Consider the following 23,302-nt stretch of genomic DNA (forward strand, 5'->3'; position numbering starts at 1 on the left):
CCGCAGCTAGAGCTTCGGGGCGGGCGGGAAGACGACCGGCAGCGACTCCAGCGCGCGGTGGAACGGGCCCGGACGCCAGACGAGCCGCTCCGCGGGGACGGCGAGCTGGAGTTCCGGCAGGGCGTCCAGCAGATGGTTGATCGCGTCCTCCGCGATCAGCATCGCCGACGACCGCGCGTGTGCGGGACAGGAATGCGGACCCGAACCCCACGCGAGATTCCAGCGATTGTTGAGATAGTCGCCGTTGTTCACCGCCGGATCGTTGTTGCAGGCGGAGATACTGACGAGCACCGGCTCGTCCGGCGGCAACCACACATCGTCGATCAGCACGGGCTGCCGGGGATAGGTCATGCAGTAGTTACCCAGCGGCGGATCCTTCACCAGGATTTCGTCGATGGCCGCCCGGGCGGAGGGCGGAAACCCGGTGTCCGATACGGCATACCGGGAGTCGGTCAGCATCAGCAGCAGCGCGTTGCAGATGAGGTTGTGCGGCGGCTCGATACCGGCGCCGTACAACGTGACCAGCTGATGGATCAGTTCCTCGTCGCTGAGACCGGTCTCGTGCTGCAGCAGCCGGGTGGCGACATCGTTGCCGGGCTCGGCGCGTTTCATCGCGATGAGTTCGAGCATCGACTCCACGATCATATTGTTGGCTTTTTCGGCGGCGGCGGCATCCGTCGATTCGAAGATCATGGCCATCGCCTGCACCATCCGGGCGCCGATGTCCTCGGAACACCCCAGCATGCCGTTGAGTGCGCCGAACATCAACGGCAGTGCGTACTGACCGATGACGTCGACCCTTCCGTTCCCGCAGAACGAGTTGATGAGGGGGCGCGCGGCGTTCTCGACGATCACCCGCAGCGCGTGCAGGTCTACCCCGTCGAGGGCCGAGACGGTCGCGGAGCGGTACCGGGCATGCGCCGGACCGCTGGAACGGACGGCGTTCGGGCGCCACTCCAGCATGGGCATGATCGGTGAATCCGCGGGTGCGGTGGCCTGCCACACCCGGGGATCGGCCGGGAATCGTTCCGGCTCGTTGAGGATCTTGACCGCCGTGTGGTAGCCGAGGACCAGCGTCGCGGGGATACCCGGGGCGATCTCGACAGGCGCCAGGTTGCCGTACCGGTGGCGCATACGCTGGTATGCCCCTTGCGGATCCGCCGCGAACTCCTCGGTCCAGAGTGGTTCGCGGGGGCCGCCGGTGGTACTGGCCGGATGGATCGCGGCACCGGGCGGCGCCTGCTGAGGATGCACCGAAGATCTCCTTTGGGTCTGACTTACTACGTGTTCGATGGGAGCGGCCGAGCGGGTCGCCGGCGACGTCTCGCACTCGCTGGGTGCCGCCGGGACGGCAGTCTAGCCGTTCGACGGCGCTACCGAAGTCCGCGTGAACCCATTGTCTCCAAGCCGATCCCGACGACGGTGACCGATACCGAACGGTGCACCGGTGGAGAACAACCGGATCACCGCCAAGGTCGCAACAGTGGACGGTACGCCGGATACGCCGACCGGAAGCCAGTTCCACGACGAGGCGGATAGGTAACCGGTGGATCCGGTGTCGGCCTGGCGAAGGCCGGGACCGATCTTCGATAGCGGGCGCTTCGGGCCGGTTGCGGTGGCCGGCCTGCCTCACCACTGTGTGGGCCGGCCGGCCACGCGCGCGGCGGATGCTTCCGCCTCCGCGGGCCGAGTCCAGCCGGTGTCCATGACCCCCCTCCATCGTCATGGACACCGGGTGGATACGACACCGAGACAACGGCCGGTCGGGCTCGGCCCCGGCGGAACAGACGCTACGCGCGGCCGTCTGGCGCCGACTCCGGAAATTTGTACGATCGACTATGAAAATTTACAGAGTTGAAGGATCCCGTGAACGGCATCGATTTCGAGCTCACCGGCTTCAGACCGAGTGACAGCGACCGGGAGAGCCACGCCGAGGAGTGGAAACAGCACGTCACCCCGCTCCAGGGCGCATTCGACTTCCACTTCCCCGGCGGCCCGGACAAGGTGTTCACCGGGTCGAGTTTCGTGCAACGCCGAGGTCACCGGGTGCTGGCGCAGTTCACTTCCACCGCGATGCGGTACAACCGGACCGCGCGCAACGCGGCTTCCGATGGAGACGCCGGGCTGCGGCTGGTCGTGCCCGTGGCGGGCCGGATCGGGCTGACCACCGGGCGGGATACCGTGGATCTGGCGCCCGGCCGGGTCGGGGTGTTCCGGATGGACCATCCGATGGCCCTGGAGCACGCTAAGGGCATGGTCGGACTCATAGCGACCGTGCCCGACGGCGTCATACCGCGGCGTCTCACCGACAGGATGGCGCCGGATCTGGGACAGCGGCCCATGGCCGCGCTGCTGTACTCACATATGGCGCAGTTGAACGCCCTCCGGGACACCATGACGTCGCGGCAGTTCACGCAGGGTACCGAGGTGATGTTCCAGCTGCTGCGGTATGCCCTCGAAGGCGAGGAGACGTATGCCCCGGGGAAGGTCTGCTCCATCGCGGAAGCGGCCCGCCGGCACGTCCTGGCCAATTCCGACGACCCCGATTTCTCGATGCGATCGCTGGCCGCCGCCTGCCACTGCTCGGTCAGTCAACTCTACAAATCACTGGACGGAGTGCGCCCGGCCGAGCTCCTGCGCACCACGCGGCTGGAGAAGGCGTGGGACCGGCTGCGTGACCCCCGGTTCCGCACCATCGCCGATATCGCCGCCGCTTCGGGGTTCAACCATCTCACGACCTTCCATCAGGCATTCGTGAATCATTTCGATATCACTCCCGGTGAGGCGCGCCGGCAGTTCCTCGACGGTGGCCCATTCGCCCCCGGCCGGACGGTGGGCACACCGCCGTCGTGATCGACGGGCGTCGTAGCGCGCCGAAGACAACCGGTGTGGGTTCAGGAGTCGAGCAGTGTGTTGAGCACCGCGGCGATCCGGGCGACCGCCGCGGGTTCGGTCATGGCCAGGTGGGTGGAGTCGATCTCGATATCGGTGACCTCTCGCACCAGCGGCGCCCACCCGGCGTGCCCCTCGGCGTCGGGGCGCCGGTCGCGGACCGCGGTGAAGTAGACCAGATCGGTATCCACCGCGGCCGGTTCCCACTCGGCGGCGGCGCGCATCGACAGGTTGTAGGCGGCTGTCATCCGTTCGATCATGGCGGCGTCCACTCCGAGTGCCCCGCCGAGATGTTCCTCGATGAGGTCGGCGGCCTCCTCCGCGGTGGCGTCCTCGTCCACGAAATCGATGCCCAGGACGGGGCCCAGGTTGGCGACGAGTTCGCCGGGGGTGACCGTGGTGACGGCGTCGGCGTCGAATCCGCCGGCCTCGGAATCCAGCAGGGCCAGCAGCGCGACCTCCTCACCGGCCGCGCGGATCTCACCGGCGACGGCGTGGGCGATCTGACCGCCGAGCGACCAGCCGAGCAGGTGATACGGACCGTGCGGCTGGACGGTGCGGATCTCGTCGAGGTAGCGGCGGGCGGTATCGCCGATGGTCGCCGGTCCCGGTTCGGCACCGCTGATCTGGGGGGCCTGGATTCCGTAGATCGGCCGGTCGCCGTCCAGGTATTCGCCGAACGGCCGGTAACACCAGGACAGGCCCGAGGCGGGATGGATACAGAACAGCGGTGGCAGATCGCCGCCGGTGCGGATCGGGAGCAGCGTATCGAAGACGGTGCCCGCATCGGGTTCGCGGTGGCCGGAACGCATCCCGGAGTCGATACGCCTGGCCAGATCGGCGGGGCGCGGATCCGACAGCATCCAGCCGACGGGGACCTCGTAGTCGAGTTCCTTCTTCAGTTCGCTCACGACCTGCACCGAGCGCAGCGAATTGCCGCCCAGGGCGTAGAAGTCGTCGTCGACGCCGACCCGCTCCACACCCAGGACATGCTGGAAGGCGTAGGTGACCTCGGCTTCCAGCCACCAGGACGGGGCCCGGTACTCCCCCGCCGTGAACTCGGGCTCCGGGAGCCGGGAACGGTCGAGTTTGCCGGAGGCGGTGAGCGGAACCGTGTCGAGAACCATCACCGTGGCGGGCACCATATAGCCGGGAAGTTCGGTGGCGGCATGGGCGAGGACCGCGTCGGTGTCGAGTGCGGCGCCGGCGGCGGGGACGAGATAACCGGCGAGATGGTCACCGGCGCGGCCGCTGTGCACGGAGACGATGGCTCGCCCGACGGAGTCGTGTTCGGCCAGGACGGCCTCGATCTCACCGAGCTCGATGCGCAGGCCGCGGAGTTTGACCTGGAAATCGGTGCGGCCCAGATATTCCAGTTCGCCGTCCGGTAGCCGGCGCGCCAGGTCTCCGGTGCGGTAGAGGCGGGCGCCCGCGGTGAACGGGTCGGGAACGAAACGCTCCGCGGTGAGGCCCGGCCGGGCTTGATAGCCGCGGGCGATCTGCGAGCCCGCCAGGTACAGATCACCCGCGACGCCGGGCGGTACCGGGCGCAGGCGGGCGTCGAGGATATAGGCGCGGACATTCCAGACCGGCCGCCCCATCGGGATAGCGCCCTGGTCGGCGCCGGTGACCTCGTGCGCGGTGGCGTGCAGGGTGAATTCCGTGGGCCCGTAGAGGTTGTGCAGGGTGGTGGCGGGCAGCGTTCGCCGGGCGGCGCCGACCACGTCCGCGCCGAACGCTTCGCCGCCGACGAGCAGCGCGCGCAGGGTGGCGGGCCGGTGTTCGGGGGCGGCGTCGCAGAATGCCGCCAGCATGGACGGGACGAACGAGGTCAGCGTGACCCCGTGCGTTTCGATGGTGTCGGCGAGATAGGCGGGATCGGTGTGGCCGTAGGGTGCGGCGATCACCATGCGGGCGCCCGCGGCCAGGGTCGAGAACAGTTCCCACACCGAGACGTCGAAGGTCGCGGGGGTCTTCTGCAGGACGATATCGTCCGGGGTGATCCGGTAGTTGCCGTTGATCCAGTGCAACTGGTTGAGGACCGCCCCGTGCGAGACGGCGACACCTTTCGGGCGTCCGGTGGACCCGGAGGTGAACAGGACGTAGGCGGTGTTGCCGGGGCGCAGCGCGACGATCCGGTCACCGTCGGTGACGGGTGCGTCGTCGTAGCCGGTGAGGTCGATACCGTCGAGAGAGGTCAGGACCACGGCCGGTTGCGCGGTCGCCAGCATGTAGTCGATCCGCTCGGCGGGATGATCGGGGTCGACGGGGACGTAACCGCCGCCGGCGGCGTGCACGGCGTACATCGCGGTCACCTGGTCCAGTGACCGGGGCATCTGCAGTGCGACCAGTGATTCCGGGCCCACGCCGCGGTCGATGAACCACCGGGCCAGCCGGTTGACGCGGGCGGCGAATTCGGCGTAGGTCAATGTCCGGGTGCCGGCGACGATCGCGGTGCGGCCGGCGTGTTCCCGCGCGGCGTCGGTGAACAGCGACGCAAGGGTTTCGGCGGGGTCGAGTGCGTGGCCGGTGTCGTTCCAGCGCACCAGTTCGGTATCGCGTTCGTGCGGGGTCAGCAGGTCGGCGTCGTAGACGGGCCGGCCCGGGTCGGTGATCATGGCGGCGAGCAGGCGGTGCAGGCGGTCGGCGAACGTGGTGACGGTGGTTTCGTCGAACAGGTCGGTGGCGTAGGTGATGCCGCCGGTGAGTCCGGCGGGTGCGCCGGTGGGATCGTAGGTGTCGGAGACGGTGACCTGCAGGTCGAACAGGGAGGTTCCGGTATCGGCCTCCATAGCCGATACCGACAGCCCGGGGAGTTCGAAATCGGTGGTGCCGAGGTTCTGGAACGCCAGCAGCACCTGGAACAGCGGGTGGTGGGCGTGCGAGCGGACCGGGTTCAGCTCCTGCACGAGACGTTCGAAGGGGACGTCGGCGTGGCCGAAGGCGGCCAGATCGGTACTCCGGGCGTGTTCGATGAACCGGGTGAACGACATATCGGGTTCGAGGCGGGTGCGCAGGACCAGCGTGTTGACGAACATGCCGATCAGGGGGTCGAGTTCGGGTTCGCCGCGGCCGGCGTAGGGGGTGCCGATGGCGACGTCGGCGCTGTCGGAGAGCCGGGCCAGGACGGCGGCGAGGGCCGCGTGGAACACCATGAACAGGGTGGCGTTGTGGGCGCGGGCGATGCGGTCGAGGCCGGCGTGCAGTTCGGCGTCGATCGTGAGCGGCACGGTGGCGCCCGCATACGACTGGACGGCGGGCCGGGGCCGGTCGGTGGGTAGTTCCAGAACGGCCGGGGCCCCGGACAGTTGTTCGGTCCAGTAGTCGATCTGCGCGTGCAGCAGCGAATCCGGTTCGTATTCCGAGCCCAGGACGGCGCGCTGCCAGATCGCGAAATCGGCGTATTGCACGGCCAGCGGCGCCCAGTCCGGCGCGTCGCCCTGCATCCGGGCGGCGTAGGCGGTCATCATATCGCCGGCCAGCGGGGTCAGTGACGATCCGTCGCCGGAGATGTGGTGCATGGCGACGGCGAGTACCCATTCGTCGTGCCCGAGGTCGAACAGGCGTACCCGGAAGGGCACTTCGGCGGTGACATCGAAGGGCTGGGCGACGAATCCCGCCACCGCGGCGGCCAGGTCCGGCTCGCCGACGGGTGTGACGGCCAGGCGCGGTACCGATTCGGATCCGGGCAGGACGTGCTGCACGGGTTCGCCGTCGCGCTGCGGGTACACGGTGCGCAGTACTTCGTGGCGGGTCACCAGATCGTCGAGCGCCGCGTGCAGAGCGTCGAGATCCAGGGCACCGGACAGCCGGATGACGATGGGGATGCTGAACGCGGCGGAGTCGGGTTCGAACCGGTTGAGGAACCACATGCGCTGCTGGGCGTAGGACAGCGGAATGGTGCCGGGGCGGGCCAGTCCGGTCAGGGCGATGCGGCCGGTGTCGGCGTGGGATTCCACGCGCGCGGCCAGCCGCGCCACGGTCGGTGCCTCGAAGATCATCGCCACCGGCACGGAGACATCGAGGGCGGCGCCGATCCGGGCGGCGACCCTGGTCGCGACCAGGCTGTTGCCGCCGAGTTCGAAGAAGTCGTCGTCGGCGCCGACCGCGGAGGTGAGGCCGAGGACATCGGTGAACACTCCGGCGACGACCTCCTCCACCGGGGAGGACGGCGCGCGGAACGGGCGGGCCTGGAAAACCGGTTCGGGCAGGGCGCGGCGGTCGAGTTTGCCGTTGGGTGACAGTGGTACCGCGTCGAGCAGCATCACCGCGGCCGGCACCATATAGGACGGGACCTCCGCGGCGAGGGCGGTGGTGAGGTCCTCGGGGGTGGGGTCGGTGCCGGGTGCGGGTACGACGTAGGACACCAGCTTCACGGCTCCGCCCGCGTCGTCGCGCAGCGGCACCGTGACGGCGAAGGAGACGTCCGCGCGGGCGCCGAGGCGGGCGTCGATCTCGCCGAGTTCGACCCGGAAGCCGCGGACCTTCACCTGGAAATCGTTGCGGCCCACGAATTCGAGGTTGCCTCGGGAGTTCCAGCGCACCACGTCGCCGGTGCGGTACAGGCGGCGGCCGGGCCGGCCGAAGGGGGCGGCCACGAAGCGTTCCGCGGTGGTGTGCGGGCGGTTGAGATAGCCGCGGGCCAGGGCCGGGCCGGCGAGATACAGTTCGCCGGCGACACCGACGGGTACCGGATGCAGGCGGGTGTCCAGGACCAGGGCCTGCATACCGGGCAGCGAGGTGCCGATGGTGGGCCGCTCGCCGGGCTGTACCGGTTCGGTTCCGGTGGCGACGATGGTGGTCTCGGTGGGTCCGTAGAGCACCCGGAACTGGCGGGCGCCGGCGCTGTCGGTGCCTGCCCATCGGTTGATCAGATCCGCGGGGACCTCGTCACCGCCCGACATCACCAGTTGCAGGTCGTCGAGACCGGCCGGGTCCACCGAGGCGAGCGCGGCGGGGGTGACGAAGGCGTGGGTGATGCGCCGGGTGTGCAGGAACTCGGCGAGTTCACCGCCGCCGTACATGCGGGCCGGGGCGATGACCAGGGTGGCGGCGCGGCCGATCGCCATGAAGATCTCCAGCAGGGACGCGTCGAACGAGGGCGAGGCGAAATGCAGGACCCGGGAGGCACGTCCGAGAGTGGTGCCGGTGCGCTGGGCGGCGAGGAACCCGGCGACTCCGGCGTGGGTGACCGCCACACCCTTCGGTATGCCGGTGGATCCGGAGGTGAAGATGATGTACGCGGTGTTGGTGATCCGCAGTGGCCGCACCCGGTCCCGGTCGGTGACGGGTCCGTCGGGCAGCGCGGCGACCTGTCGTTCGGTATCCGGGTCGTCGAGGGTCAGCCAGTTCACGGTATCGGGCATCTCGGCCCGCGCCGCCGTGACGGTGACACCGAGTGCCGCGCCGGAGTCGGTGACCATCTGCGCGATCCGGGTTCCGGGGTAGCGCGGATCGACCGGCACATACACCGCGCCCGCCTTCACGATCGCCCACCAGCCCAGTACCGATTCCGCCGATCGGGTGGCGGCCATCAGCACCGGGGTCTCCGGGCCGGCGCCGTGCTCGATCAGCAGCCGTGCCAGCCGGTTGGAGCGGGCGTCGAGTTCGGCGTAGGTGAGTGTGGTGCGGCCGGCGACCACGGCGTGACCGTCCCGGTTCGCGCGCACGGCGGCCGCGAAGACATCGGGCAGCAGTTCGGGCCGCGCGGCCACGGGTGTGCCGACCCGGGAGGTCAGCGAGGACCGTTCGCAGGCGTCGAGCCAGTCGATATCGCCGATCGCGACGCCCGGATCGTCGGCGACGGTTTCCAGGATCCGGACGAGGCGCTGGATGAACCCGGCGGCGGTCGCCTCGTCGAACAGATCGGTGGCATACATCATGGTGCCGGACAGGCCCTGTGGCGCGCCGGTGTCACCGTAGGTGTCGGAGACGACGAGTTGCAGATCGAACTGGGACATACCGGTGTCGACATCGGCGCGCGAGACCACCACATCGGGCAGCACCACATCCACGGCGGCCAGGTTCTGGAATGCCAGCGCCACCTGGAACAGCGGGTGCTGGGCCGCGGAGCGTTCGGGGTTGAGTTCCTCGACGACCCGTTCGAACGGTACGTCCGCGTGCTCGAACGCCTGCAGATCGGTTTCCCGGGTGCGGGCCAGCAGATCCGCGAAGGGTTCGGCGGGATCCACGGAGGTGCGCAGGGCCAGCGTGTTGACGAACATGCCGACCAGATCGTCGAGGCCGGGTTCGCCGCGGCCCGCGACCGGAGTGCCGACGACGATATCGTCGCTACCGCTCAACCGCCCCAGCAGCGCCGCCAGCGCCGCGTGCAACACCATGAACAGCGACGAGCCGCGAGACCGGGCCACATCCTGCAGCCGCCGGTGCAGGCCGGCGCCGATCTGGACCGGGACCCGCCCGCCCGCCAGTGAGGCCACGGCCGGGCGCGGCCGGTCGGCGGGCAGATCCAGCCGGTCGGGGGCGCCGGCCAGGGTGGACCGCCAGAAATCCAGCTGCGCCGACATCAGCGAGCCCGGATCGTCTGCCGCGCCGAGCATCCGGCGCTGCCACAACGCGAAATCCGCGTACTGCACCGCGAGCGGTTCCCAGGCCGGTGCCTGCCCGGCCACGCGGGCGGCGTAGGCCACCATGACATCGCGTGCCAGCGGACCCATCGACTGTCCGTCACCGGCGATATGGTGCACCACCAGCACCAGCAGATAGTGTCCCGTGTCCTCGCCGGCGCCGGGGCCGATATCGAACAGCCCGAATCGCATCGGCACCTGCTCGGTGACGTCGAATCCGCGGCGGACGAATCCGGAGACCACTTCCGGGGCGTCGTGGGCGGTCACCGGGACCGGTTCCACCGGCATCCGGGGTTCGTCGAGCACCTGTTGGCGGGGTTCGCCACCGGTTTCGGGATAGACGGTGCGCAGCACTTCGTGCCGGGCGATGACGTCTTCCAGCGCGGCGGCGAGGGCGGCGGTGTCCAGCCGGCCGGACAGCCGCAGCATGACCGGGATGTTGTAGGCCGCCGATCCCGGTTCGAACCGGTTGAGGAACCACATCCGCTGCTGGGCCAGCGACAGCGGCACCGGGTCGGGGCGGGCGCCCGCGGTGAGCGGCACCCGGCCGCCGGTGGTGAGGGAGCCGATTTGGTCGGCGAGTTGCGCGACCGTGGGCGATTCGAACACCGCCCGGACCGGCACCCGGATATCGAGGGCCGCGCCGACCCGGGCCACCACCAGCGACGCGGTCAGCGAATCGCCGCCCAGGGCGAAGAAATCGTCCTCGGCGCCCACCCGGTCGACGCCGAGTACCTGCTCGAAGGCTTCGGCGACCAGTTCCTCCACCCACGACGAGGGGGCCTTGAACTCGCGGGCGGCGAAAACCGGGTCGGGCAGCCGGTCCCGGTCCAGTTTGCCGGTCGCGGTGAGCGGGATGTCGTCGAGCAGCATCACCGCGGCGGGCACCATATAGGTGGGCAGCGCCTCGGCCAGCGTCGCGCTCAGTTCCTCACCGGACAGGTCCGCGCCGGGGGCGGGCACCACATAGGACACCAGCATCGCCGGGCGTCCTTCGCTGCCGCGCGGCACCGTGACCGCGAACGCCACCTCGTCGCGGGCGGCCAGCACCGCGTCGATCTCACCGAGTTCGATGCGGGTACCGCGGACCTTCACCTGGAAGTCGTTGCGGCCCACGAATTCGAGATCGCCTTCGGAGTTCCGGCGCACCACATCGCCGGTCCGGTACATGCGGGCTCCCGGCGCGCCGAAGGGGCAGGCCACGAACCGTGCGGCGGTCAGTCCACCGCGGCCGGTATAGCCTTCGGCGAGGCCGCCGCCGAACAGGTACAGCTCACCGGCCACCCCCGCGGGCACCGGCCGCAGCCAGGTGTCGAGGACGACGGCCGCGACGGGCCCGGCGGGGACGCCGATGGTGATGGGCGCCCCGGGGGTCATCGGCCCGCCGACGGTGGCCCAGATGGTGCATTCGGTGGGCCCGTACAGGTTCACCATGGTGCGTCCGGGTGCCCACCGTTCCACGATCTCCGGACCGACCGGCTCACCGGCGGTGGCCAGTACCCGCAGGGTGCCGAGCCCTTCCTCGGGGACGGTCGCCAGCGCGGAAGGCGTGATGATGATGTGGGAGACCCGGCTGCGCCGTATCAGGGCGGCCAGGTCCTGGCCGCCGTAGGTGTCCGGCGGCGAGATGACGAGGCGGCCGCCGCAGCCGTGCGCCATGAGCAGTTCGAAGATCGAGGCGTCGAAGCTGGGCGAGGCCACCTGCAGCACGATCGATTCCGGGTCGAGGTCGAGAACCCGGCGTTGCGCCGCCACCAGATCGGCCAGACCGCGATGGCCGACCACCACGCCCTTGGGTGTGCCGGTGGAACCGGAGGTGTAGATCAGGTAGGCGGCCCGGTCGAGCCGGATCGGGCCGCCGCGTTCGGCGTCGCCGACGGGCGCGGCGGAGTACTCGTCGAGGGCGCGGCGGGTCCGCGGGTCGTCGAGGACCAGCCAGTCGACCTCCCCGGGCATCCGGGACCGCGAGGCGGTATCGGTGATCCCGAGCAGGGCACCGGAATCCGCCAGCAGGAATTCGATCCGTTCGGCCGGCAGGTTCGGGTCCACCGGCACGAACGCGGCACCGGCCTTCGCGGCGGCCCAGACGGTGACGACCGCCTCGACCGAGCGCGGCAGCGCGGCGGCGATCACGGTCGCGGCGCCGCCGGTGTGCCGCAGCAGTTCCCGGGCGAGCCGGTTGGACCATTCGTCCAGTTCCCGGTAGCCGAGCACGGTATCGCCGTATTCGACGGCGATCGCCTCGGGTGCGGCCGCCGCCGCGGTGGCCGTGAGGATCTCGGCGAGGCTCGCGGGCGCGGGCCCGGTGACGGGGCGGGACGGTCCCGGTTCGTCGCTGAGGGCGAGTTCACCCAGCCGTACGGCCGGATTCCACGTCATCCGGTACAGCAGTTCGACGAAACGGTCGAGGATGCGGCGGGCCCGCACGGCATCGAATTCGTCCTCCAGGTAGCGCAGGGTGATCTGCAGGCCCGGCGCGCCGTCGGTCTCGGCATGGCGGGGCGCCACCACCAGGCTCAGCGGGTAGGGGGTGGCGTCGACGCCGGTGATCTCGTCGACATGCAGGCCGGCGGAGTCGACGAGGCGCTGCAGGGCCGGGCGGTCCACGGGGAACGACTGGTAGGCGACGGCGGTGTCGAACAGTTCGGCGACCCCGGCCGCGCGGTGGATATCGGGCAGGCCGACATAGTGGTGGTCCAGCATGCGGGCCTGCTGTGCCTGGATCCGGACCAGCAGCTGCCGTATCGACTCGGCGGGATCGAGCCGGACCCGCACCGGGATCGTGTTCAGGAACATGCCGAGGGTGCGGTCCACCGCCGGCAGTTCCGGCGGCCGGCCCGAGACCGCGGAACCGAAGACGATATCGGTATCGCCGGTCAGGACACGCAGATTCAGCGCCCAGGCCGCCGCGACGGTCGTGTTCACGGTGACCGCGGCGTCCGCCGCGATCCGGGACAGTACCCCGAAGCGGTCCGGCGGCAGTTCGGCGCGGACTTCCCCGGCGGTGGCGCTACCGGGGACCCCGCCACCGCGGGTGACGCGGGTGGGGGCGTCCACGTCCGCGTACTCCCGCGCCCACGCCTCGGTGGAGGCCGTATGGTCCTGGCGGCCCAGCCAGGCCAGATAGTCGCGGTAGGAGGGGGCCGGTTCGGCGAGGCCGATCAGTTCGGGTGCGCCGTAGAATTCGAGCAGTTCCCGCATGAGCAGCGGCATCGACCAGCCGTCCAGGATCACATGGTGGTTGGTGACGAACAGTTGATGGACACCCGGTTCCACCCGCAGCAGCGTGAACCGGATCAGCGACGGCTCGGACAGGTCGAACGCCGTCGCCGCATCCGCGGCGGCGATCCGGGCCGCCGCGGCCGGGGTGGCGCCGTCGGCGGGCAGCTCGATCTCCCGGAACCGGGCCTCGACGTGACCGGCCACGATCTGGCAGGGCCCGGCGGCGGTTTCGACGAAGGCGGCGCGCAGGATGTCGTGCCGGTCGACGAGGGCCTGCGCGGCCCGGCGCAGACGTGCACCGTCGAGAGGCCCGGAGAAACCGATCACGGTCTGCACGGTGTAGTTGTCCCCGGCATCGGGATTGTAGGTCGAGTGGAAGTGGATTCCGGACTGCATCGGCGACAGCGGCCAGACATCGGCGAGGGTGCGATGGTCGCGGTCGAGCCGGTCGATATCGGGCTGGGTGAGGGTGACGAGCGGGAAATCCGACGGACGGAACGAGCGTCCCTCGGAGCGGGCCGCCGGCAGCCGGGTCCAGTTCTCGTGCCCGGTATCGGTATCGGTGCGGGCCAGTGCGGCCAGCGCTGCCACCGTTTTCGCCTCGAACACCTCACGCGGGGTGAACACCAGCCCGGCGGCCCGGGCCGCGGCGACCAGCCGCATCGAGACGATGCTGTCGCCGCCGAGAGCGAAGAAGTTGCTGTCGGCGGAGACGGCGTCCAGACCCAGCACCTCGGCGAACAGATCGGCGACGAGCTGCTCGGCGGGCGTGGACGGCGCCCGGCCCTCGGCGCCGCGGGCGCGGAAGCTGCGCTGCCGCAACGCGTTCAGGTCGATTTTGCCGACCGGAGTGAGCGGCATCTCGTCGAGTTCGACGATCGCGGCGGGATTCATGTAGTGCGGGAGCGTCTCCGCGAGTTCGTCGTGCAGAGCCGTGACATCCAGTGCCGAACCGGGCGCCGGCACCACATAGGACACCAGCACCGGTTCCCCGGCCGGGCCGCGCTGCGCGACGGTCGCCACCCGCGACACCGCCGGGTAGCGCGCCATCCGGGCATCGATCTCCCCCGGCTCGATCCGCAGGCCGTGAATCTTGACCTGCTGATCGCCGCGACCCAGGTATTCCAGTTCCGGCCCGTCGGCGCCCGGGATCCAGCGCACCGAATCGCCGGTGCGGTACAGCCGTTCACCACGGGCGGAGTGCGGGTCGGCCACGAACCGGGACGCGGTGACGGCGGGCCGGTCGTAGTAGCCGCGGGCCAGGCCGGGCCCGCCGATATACAGTTCGCCGGCGACCCCGGCCGGTACCGGGCGCAGCCACATATCGAGAACGGTCGCCGTGACCCCGGCGATGGGCCCGCCGATGGTGACGGGTTCACCGGGGCGCAGCGCGTCGGATCCCGTGGCCCAGACGGTGGTCTCGGTGGGTCCGTAGTGGTTCATCAGCCGCCGCCCGGGCGCCCACCGCTGCACCGTGTCCGGGCCGGTGGCCTCGCCGACCACGGCCACGGTCCGCAGTTCGGGTAACCGCTGCGGGTCCATCGTGTTCAGCACCGAGGGGGTGATGATCGCGTGCGTGACCGCTTCGGCGCGCAGCAGCTCTTCGAGGTCGGCGCCGCCGTACACCTCCGGCGGCGACACCACCAGGCAGGCGCCGGCGCTGTGTGCCAGCAGCAGTTCCGAGACCGCGGCGTCGAATCCGGGTGAGGCGACCTGCAGCACCCGGGAACCGGTATCGGCGGCGAAAGCGGCCGCTTGGGCGGCGACGAGCCCGGCCAGGCCGTGCGCGGCGATGTGCACGGCCTTCGGTTTACCGGTGGACCCGGATGTGTAGATGACGTAGGCGGCGTTGCCGGTCCGCAGCGGAAGAGCCGCGCCGGCACCGGCGGGGGGCGGCCCGGTATCGCCGTCTATCCGTAGCCAGTCGACGCTGCCGGGCAGCCGCGAGGCGACGGCCTCGACCGTCACACCCAGGCGGCTGTGGGAGTCGGCCAGCAGTTCGGCGAGCCGGTCGGCCGGGTTGGCCGGATCCATGAGGACGAACGCGGCCCCGGTTTTCGCGACCGCCCAGATCGCCACGGCCAGTTCCGCCGACCGCGGGACCGCGACCGCGACGAACGTTTCGGGACGGGCACCGCGCGCGGTGAGCACGCCCGCGACCCGGTCGGCGCGGTCGTCCAGTTCACGGTAGGTCAGGCGCAGATCGCCGGAACGGACGGCCACCGCGTCCGGGTGGGCCTGCGCGGTGCGCGTGAGGATCTCGCGCAGGGTCAGTTCCGGGCGGGTGGACGGCGCGGGCACGCGGTGCTCCGGCGTCTCCGACGCGGTGACGGCCGCGACCCGCAGCGACGGGTCGGTGACGATCTGGGTAAGGATCAGTTCGAAACGGTCGAGCAGGCTGTGGGCCTGCGCGTCGTCGAACCGGTCGGTGGCGTAGCGCAGGGTCACCGTGTGGGTGGCGGCGTCCCCGGTGTCGGAGACCGCGTCACGGTCCGCTTTCGGCGGGCTCACCTGCAGACTCAGCGGATAAGGGGTGGCGTCCTGAGCGTCGAGATCGACCAGCCGCAATCCGGCGTCGGTGAGGTCGCGGGCCAGCAGTGCCCGGTCCAGCGGATAGGACTCCAGCACCGTGACCGTGTCGAACATATCCGCGATACCGGTGGCGCGCTGCAGTTCCGCCAGCCCGATATGGCGGTGATCGAGCATGGCGGCCTGTTCGGACTGCACCCGTTCCAGCAGCCCGGCGACCGTCTCGTGCGGGTCGAGCCGCACCCGCACCGGCAAGGTGTTGATGAACAGCCCGATCATCTGATCGACACCGGCGATCTGCGGCGGACGGTGGGAGACGGTATTACCGAACACCACATCCGACCGGCCGGTCAGGGATGTCAGCAGCAGCGCCCACGCCACCTGGATCGCGGTATTGGCGGTGACGCCGTGGGAGCGGCCCAACGCCAGGAGCGCGGCGGTGCCCGCGGCGTCGAGATTGCGTGCCACGTCTCCGTTGTGAGCGGAGACCGCGCGGTCGGGGCTACCGGTGACCCGGGTCGGGGTCTCGATACCGGCGAGCGTCCGCCGCCACGCGGTGAGCGCGGCGTCGTGGTCCTGGGTGTGCAGCCACTGCAGGTAGTCGCGGTAGGAGCGCGAACCGGCGATATCGGCGGGCCGGTCACCGGCGGTGTAGAGCGCCAGCAGCTGGTGGACGAGCAGCGGCATCGACCAGCCGTCGAGCACGATGTGATGGTTGGTCACCAGCAGCCGGTGCTCGGTGACGCCGGTGCGCACCAGGTGGAAGCGCAGCAGCGGCGGGCGTGCGGGATCGAACGGGGCGGCGGCCGCGGCCGCGAGGCGCTGCCACGCGTCCGCGCGCTCGCCGGCGTCGAGTCCGGACAGGTCCTCGGTCTGCCAATCCACCCGAACCTGCTGGTCGACGATCTGGCGGGGTCCGTCGGGGCTCTCCACGAACGCGGTCCGCAGGCTGTCGTGCCGGTCGATCAACGTTTGCGCGGCGCGCCGCATCCGGTCCGCGTCCATCTCGCCGGCCAACGTCAGCGTCGCCTGCACGATATAGCCGTCGTCGCTGTCGTCGTAGATGGCGTGGAACAGCAGCCCGGACTGCAGGGCGGTCAGCGGCCACACATCGGTGAGGGTGGGGTGGTCCCGCAACCAGTGGTCGATATCGTCCTGCGAAACCGTGACGAGCGGGAAATCCGAGGGGGTGAAACCGCCGGCGGATTCCGACCGGATATGCCCGGCGAAACCACGCAGCGCCCGCACCCACAGTTCGGCCAGTTCCTCCACCTCGGCGGCGCTGAGCACCTGCGCCGCGAACTCGAAGGTCGCGCCGAGTTCCAGTCCGCCAGGGCCCTGTTCGGCGATCGCGTTGATATCGAGGACCGCGGGCAACGCCATCCGCGGGTCACTGGTCGAGGTCAGCGACGCGAAGTCACGGGTGGGTGTCCACGCCCCCGAATGTTCGTGGACACCCACCCGCCCCAGATAGTTGAAACTGATCTGGGGGTCCGGTGCACCGCCGAGTTCGGCACTGCCCAGCGGATCGAGCCGGCGCAGCATCTCGTAGCCGATACCGTTGTCGGGCACCGCGCGCAGCTGCTCCTTCACCTGTTTGATCGCCAGACCCGCGGCGGCGCCGCCGGCGAACGCGTCGGCCGGGTCGACGCCGGGCAACGCGAGCCGGATCGGGAACCGGTTGGTGAACCAGCCCACGGTGCCGCTCAGGTCGGCGCCCGGTACCGCCTGCTCTTCGCGGCCGTGCCCCTCCAGCGCGACGAGTTCCGCGGAATCGGCCATACCGCGCCGACGCCGCCACTCGCCCAGCGCCAGCACCAGCGCCGCAAGTAGCGGGTCGTTGGGGCTGCCGTGGAACCGGGCGGGAACTGTGGTGAGTACCGCTTCGGTGATATCGGCCGGGATCCGGGTCTCGACCCGGCCCGCGGTGGCCGCGACATCGCGTTCGGGGTCCAGCCGCCGCGAACCCAGCAGCTGTTCACCCGGCCCGACCATGTCCTTCCACAGATCCAGTTCCGGGGCCCGCCGACCGGCCGCCTCCTCCGCCAGCCCCTGCACCCAGCGCCGGAACGAGGTGGTCGGCGCACCGAACGCGGGCTCGGCGCCCTCGACGATCCGGGTCCACGCCTGCGCGAGGTCGGTGAGCAGAATCCGCCACGACACCGCGTCCACCGCGAGGTGATGTACCACCAGCCACAGCAGATCGGGTCCGGTACCGGCCGGTCCGCGCATGAGGACGAACTGCACCAGCGCCCCCTCACGGGGGTTCAGCCGGTCCGCGGCCGCTTGCAGGTAGGCGTCGACCTCACCGGGGTCGCGCCGGTGCAGCCGCACCTCGGTCAACACGGCATCGGCATCGCAGGTGCCCGGTTCCCGGGCTTCGATATTGCCGTGCACCGGGTCCCGCAGTATCGCGCGCAACATATCGTGGCGGTCGATCACGGCCTGCAGGGCGCGGACCAGGTCCGGGCGCCGCACACCGTCGGGCAGTTCGACCAGGGTGGCCTGCGCGAAGCGGTCGAAATGCCCGCGATCGAGCATGGCGTACACGATCGGCGACAGCGGCATCGGGCCGATACCGCCACCGTCCGGTTCGATCAGCTGCGGGGTGTCGGTGGCCTCCGTCGCGACCGCGGCCAGTCCCGCCACCGTCTTGTACTCGAACACCTCCTGGGTGGAGAACGCCAGCCCGGCGGCCTTCGCGCGCGCCACCAGCTGAATGGACAGGATGCTGTCGCCGCCGAGCGCGAAGAAGCTGTCGTCGGCGCCGATATCGGGCACTCCGAGCACATCGGCGAACAGGCCCGCCACCACATGCTCCGCGGGGGTCGCCGGGGCGCGTCCGGTCGAGGTCGCACCGAAAACCGGTTCGGGCAGGGCGGCGCGATCCAGTTTGCCGAAGGCGTTCACCGGCAGGCTCTCCAGCGCCACGATGACCGCCGGAACCATATGCGGGGGCAGGGTTTCGCGGGCGAAGCGCTGTACCCCGGCCGGGTCGAGTACCCGCCCGGCCACCGGTACGACGTAGGAGGCCAGCACCGTCGCTCCCGCGTTGTTGCGCACCGGGACCGTGACCGACAGGTCGATATCCTCGTGGCCGGTCAGCGCCGCGTCGATCTCACCCGGTTCGATGCGGTAGCCGCGGATCTTCACCTGGAAATCGGTGCGGCCCAGCAACTCCAGCATCATCGCGCCCTCGTCGCCGGTCCAGCGCGCGATATCCCCGGTGCGGTACATACGCTCACCCGGGTCGCCGTAGGGGTCGGCCACGAACCGCGCCGTGGTCTCACCGACCCGGTGACTGTAGCCGCGCGCCAGCCCGGGACCGGCCAGATACAGTTCCCCGGCCGTACCCTTCGGTACCGGTTGCAGGGTGCGGTCCAGCACCATCGCCGAAACGCCCGTGATGGGTCCGCCGACGGTCAGCTCGCGGCCGACGCGGATGGGCGCGCCGGAGGCGGTGACAGTGGTCTCGGTGGGCCCGTATTCGTTGTACATCGTCCAGTCGCGGGTCCAGCGTTCGATCACATGCGGCGGGCAGACGTCACCACCGACCACCACCACCCGCAGATCGCTCAGCGGTTCCGGATCCACGGTCGACAGCATCGCCGGGGTCAGCGTCAGATGGGTGACGTGCTCGCCTTCGAGCAACCGGGTGAGCCGTTCGCCGCCGATCACCCCGGGCGGCACGATCACCAGCGTGGACCCGTTCGCGAAGCAGGTCAGGAACTGTTCCAGGGAGGCGTCGAAACTCGGCGACAGGGCGTAGGACACCCGCGAGGTCGCGTCGACGCCGTAGGTTTCGGTGCGGTCGGCGATCAGATTCGCGAGACCGCCGTGCGTGACCTGCACTCCCTTGGGCAGCCCCGTGGAGCCCGAGGTGTAGGTCATATAGGCGAGGTTGGCGGGGCGCAGCGGGCGGACGCGCTCCTCGTCGGTGACAGGCCCGTCGGGGGCGTCCTCGTCACCGCGCGGGGTCGCGGGATCGTCGAGCACCACCTGATGCACCGTGCCGGGCAGGCTGTCGCGGTGATCGCCGACAGTGATCACCACCGTGGCGCCGCTGTCGGAGATCATGTGCTCGATACGCTTCGGCGGATATTCGGGGTCCACCTGCACGATCGCGGCGCCGCTCTTGGCGACCGCCCAGCCGGCGGTGATGGATTCGGCCGAACGCCGCAGCAGTATCGCCACCGCGGTATCGGGGCCGCAGCCCAGGGCGATCAGCTGCCGGGCCAGACGTGAGGACCTGCGGTCCAGTTCGCCGTAGGTCACCGTCCGCCCGGCCTCCGAGATCGCGACTGCGTCGCGATACCGGCGTGCGCTGTCGGCGAGGATATCCGGCAGCAGCCGCGTCCCGCCCCCGCGCGGGCCGCGCACCGGCAGCAGTTCGGCACGTTCGCCCGCGGCCAGCAGCGCCAGACCGTGCACCGGGTGATCCGGTCCGGCGGCGAGGAATTCACGCAGGAACATCAGGAACCGCCGATGGTGCCCCCGCAGTTCCTCCCGCGTGTAGACGTTCGGATTGCCCTGGAAGTCGATATGGGTGCTCTCCCGGCCCGCACCGGGATAGATGTTGACGAACAGGTCGGCGGTGGGCCCGGAGGTCAGCACGTGCAGCCGTCCGGTGGTGTCGCCGAAAACGACCTCGTTCTCGACCATCATGAGGTTGACCGCCGGACCGAACGAGGCCGCCTCGTCGCGGGCGATCCCCATATCGTGGAAGATGTCCTCCTGGCGGTACCGCTGCCGGCGCAGCGCGCTGGTCAGCTCGCCCTGGGCCGCGTCGACCAGTTCGCCCACGGTGCGCGAGGCCACCGGCACCCGCAGCGGCACCACATTGGCGACCATGCCGCCCGAGCGGCGCAGCACCGCGGAATGCCGGCCCGAGACCGGCAGGCTCAGCAGTACTTCGTCGCTGTCGGTCATCCGGGCCAGATAGGCGGCGAACGCCGCGACGATGATGGGGGTGACGCTGGTGCCGCGCGCCAGCACCACCTCGTCGAGCAACCGGGCGGTGTCCTCGGGGAGCGAGGCGCTGGTCAGCGTGGGATGGATGGTGGGTTCCGCGACCCGTCCGGCGAGACTCACCACCGGCGGCGCGCCGGCCAGATGTTCGGTCCAGTGGTGGCGATCGTTGGTGAACCGTTCCGAATCGCGATAGGCCACGTCCTGGTCGACGATATCGCGCACATGTTTCGCCGTCGCCGGTGGCGCTTCCTCACCGTTTACCCAACAGTTGTACAGCTCGGTTATCCGGTGCAGCATCGTTACCGCGGCGAATCCGTCCAGCGCGATGTGGTGCGCTCGCTGGTACCACAGGTAGTGATCGGTGCCGACCTGGAAGATCGAGCTGGCCATCAGATGGTCTTCGAGCAGGTCGAGCGGGGCCGAATAGTCCTCGACCATCATCCGGTGGGCGGTCGCCACCGGGTCGTCGTCGCGGGTGAGATCGACGATCGACACCGGCGAGCCGTGGGCGGGGTCGATGAACTGGCGTGGTTCGCCGTCGACCTCGACCAATCGCATGTAGCCGGCGCCGAATTCCCGGTCGGCCGTTTCACACGCCTCGGCGAGCACTTCCGGCTTCAATTCACCGATGATTTCGACGTACTGCGCGACGGAAATCGGTGACGCGCCCGCGAGGTGCTGGGCGAACCAGATTCCGCGTTGTGCCGCGGTCAGTGGGAAGGCATCCGGCGCCCGCAGTTCGGGAACAATGTTTCCATTGATGCGTTCCGCGGCCGAACTGTTACCCGGTGCTGCCGGAACGGAGAATCCGGAGGGGCGATTCCACTGTGAACTCGACTGCGGAATACCGGTGTCGGAGTTGCTCTTGGACTGGGTCACCTGGCCTCCATTGATTTCGTAATTCCCGACGCCGTCACCGATGCTCCGACGGCCCCCGAATTGCAGGGTTGTCGCCCGGACCGTCAATACTCACAGAGTTAGCACCGGGCGTCGGCAATGACAAATATTTCGATTTCGTCTCACACAAACTCCGCCTTTACGCGGAAATACCGGGAAATAATTCGAGGGCACGCGCCCGGCCGAGACCGCGCGGTGACGGAAGATCATGAGCACGGCTCCGGCCGCGTCCGTCCACGAGTTGCCCGACGGGGCTAGTGACGACCACGTTTACGACGCATACCCCGGCGAGGGAACGAATGAGCCGCAGGTACGGCACGGATCTGCAACTCCGGAGGGATACCGGATACGGCGTAGCGGCCGGGGCGGGCGTGGCCCGAGTCGGGTTCGGCGAGCAGGTAGCGAACATCGTCTGAATTCATCGGCAGCACCGATCGCCTTCTGGAAGTGGCTTACCCTATTCGCAGTTCGTTCCAGCACAATTCTGCGACAGCAGCGTCGCAGAATTATTACCGCGGATCCTCCACAACCCCGACAATCGGAAGGATCCTCCTGTTGTGCCGATCAGCCGTTTCGGCAATCGGATCGGCAGTCGTCCGAGCGTATTCATTCGCGCTCTCCGACCGGCTTGAGAAGGCAATCGTAAACGAGGTCGATCCGGCTCCGCAACGGGCATTCTCGATACACGTTCCAGGACGTCACAACGGTATCGAACAGCACTTCGCGGCACCGTATTCCACAGGTGGAAAGATCGATCACCGGCGATGATTCGCGGCGATCCGCAGGATTTCCTGTTCGCCCCGCCGCCGGCGCCTCCGCCCGCCTCCCCGGCGGGCCGGAGGCACCGGCACGGACCTGGATCCGGTGGGCGGCATCGGCGAGGCGGCGGCTCCACGGGCCGGGCCCACGGCAGTGGCGTGCCGGTCCGGCGCTCACCGGGCGGCAAGTCGCGTGAAGCACTATCCTGCCCTCCCGGGAGCGGGTTCGATCCCGGCCGCGGACGGCGGGCGATCCTACCTCCGCACCACCTATCCCGCGGCTTTTCTGGAAACAGACCGAGACTTGATTGATTCCAGAAAATAGGTAAGCTGCGTCCCGTGACCACGACCGCGGAGTTCGAGAACATGCTGCGTGATGCCGCGCTGCGTGTGACCGCGCCGCGGCTGGCGGTACTGGGCGCGGTGCACGACAACCCGCATTCGGATACCGACACCATCATCGGCCGGGTCCGCGAAACCCTGGGCGCCGTCTCCCACCAGGCCGTCTACGACGTACTGCGCGCCCTGACCACCGCGGGCCTGCTGCGCCGTATCCAGCCCACCGGTTCGGTCGCCCGCTACGAGACCCGCGTCGCCGACAACCACCACCACCTCGTATGCCGCTCCTGCGGCGTCATCGCCGATGTCGATTGCGCCGCCGGCCCGGCCCCCTGCCTCGACGCCTCCGACGACCACGGTTTCACCATCGAGGAAGCCGAGGTCATCTACTGGGGCCTGTGCCCCGCCTGTTCCACCACACCCCAGCCCGAAATGACGATGTAACCGGAAGGAAAGCAGTGTCCGAGACCTCCACCGGCCAGTGCCCGTTCACGGCCAAACACCCCACCACGGGTGCCGGCAACCGTGACTGGTGGCCCAACCAGCTCAACCTCAAGATCCTGCGCAAGAACGCACCCGCCTCGGACCCGATGGAACCCGGTTTCGACTACGCCGCCGCGTTCAAGACCCTCGACCTGGGCGAGGTCCGCAAGGATATCGCCGAGATCCTGACCACCTCGCAGGACTGGTGGCCCGCCGACTTCGGGCACTACGGCCCCCTGATGATCCGGATGGCCTGGCACAGCGCCGGCACCTACCGCACCATCGACGGCCGCGGCGGCGGCGGTGGCGGTATGCAGCGCTTCGCACCGCTGAACAGCTGGCCCGACAACGGCAACCTGGACAAGGCCCGCCGCCTGCTGTGGCCGGTCAAGAAGAAGTACGGCAAGAAACTGTCCTGGGCCGACCTGATGATCTTCGCCGGCAACGTCGCGCTGGAGACCATGGGCTTCGAAACCTTCGGCTTCGCCGGCGGCCGCGCCGACCTGTGGGAGCCCGACGAGGACGTCTACTGGGGCCCGGAATCGGTCTGGCTCAACGACGAACGCTACACCGGCGACCGCGACCTGGAGAGCCCCCTCGGCGCCGTCCAGATGGGCCTGATCT

At 69.7% G+C, this 23,302-nt stretch carries 5 protein-coding genes; 3 read left to right on the plus strand and 2 right to left on the minus strand.

Translation table 11 applies throughout. From position 1 onward, the window contains the following. Window positions 1–6 precede the first annotated feature (6 nt). Complete coding sequence (locus tag ACWDU1_RS09865) at window positions 7–1,254, minus strand: cytochrome P450 (protein ID WP_449997237.1); 1,248 nt, start codon at window positions 1,252–1,254, stop codon at window positions 7–9. A 612-nt stretch (window positions 1,255–1,866) separates the two neighbouring features. On the opposite strand from ACWDU1_RS09865, the gene ACWDU1_RS09870 reads away from it, so the two are divergent. Continuing rightward, complete coding sequence (locus ACWDU1_RS09870; RefSeq protein ID WP_449997239.1) at window positions 1,867–2,853, plus strand: helix-turn-helix domain-containing protein; 987 nt, start codon at window positions 1,867–1,869, stop codon at window positions 2,851–2,853. A gap of 41 nt (window positions 2,854–2,894) precedes the next feature. Here ACWDU1_RS09870 and ACWDU1_RS09875 read toward each other — a convergent pair whose 3' ends face one another. After that, complete coding sequence (locus tag ACWDU1_RS09875; protein ID WP_449997241.1) at window positions 2,895–21,080, minus strand: amino acid adenylation domain-containing protein; 18,186 nt, start codon at window positions 21,078–21,080, stop codon at window positions 2,895–2,897. 1,142 nt (window positions 21,081–22,222) lie between these two features. Between ACWDU1_RS09875 and ACWDU1_RS09880 the strand changes: the two genes are divergently transcribed. Together ACWDU1_RS09880 and ACWDU1_RS09885 are read left to right on the plus strand one after the other, a co-directional pair. Continuing rightward, window positions 22,223–22,639, plus strand: a complete 417-nt coding sequence (locus ACWDU1_RS09880) for a Fur family transcriptional regulator (RefSeq protein ID WP_449997245.1) — start codon at window positions 22,223–22,225, stop codon at window positions 22,637–22,639. Between the two features lie 14 nt (window positions 22,640–22,653). After that, window positions 22,654–23,302: peroxidase family protein (locus ACWDU1_RS09885; RefSeq protein ID WP_449997243.1), on the plus strand; the 649-nt coding region annotated here is incomplete at its 3' end.

It is taken from the genome of Nocardia sp. NPDC003345 (assembly GCF_053589395.1).

Bases quoted from the DNA above. Each gene is read 5' to 3' on its own strand.
- ACWDU1_RS09880 (WP_449997245.1), top strand. From the start codon at position 22,223: ATGCTGCGTGATGCCGCGCTGCGTGTGACCGCGCCGCGGCTGGCGGTA.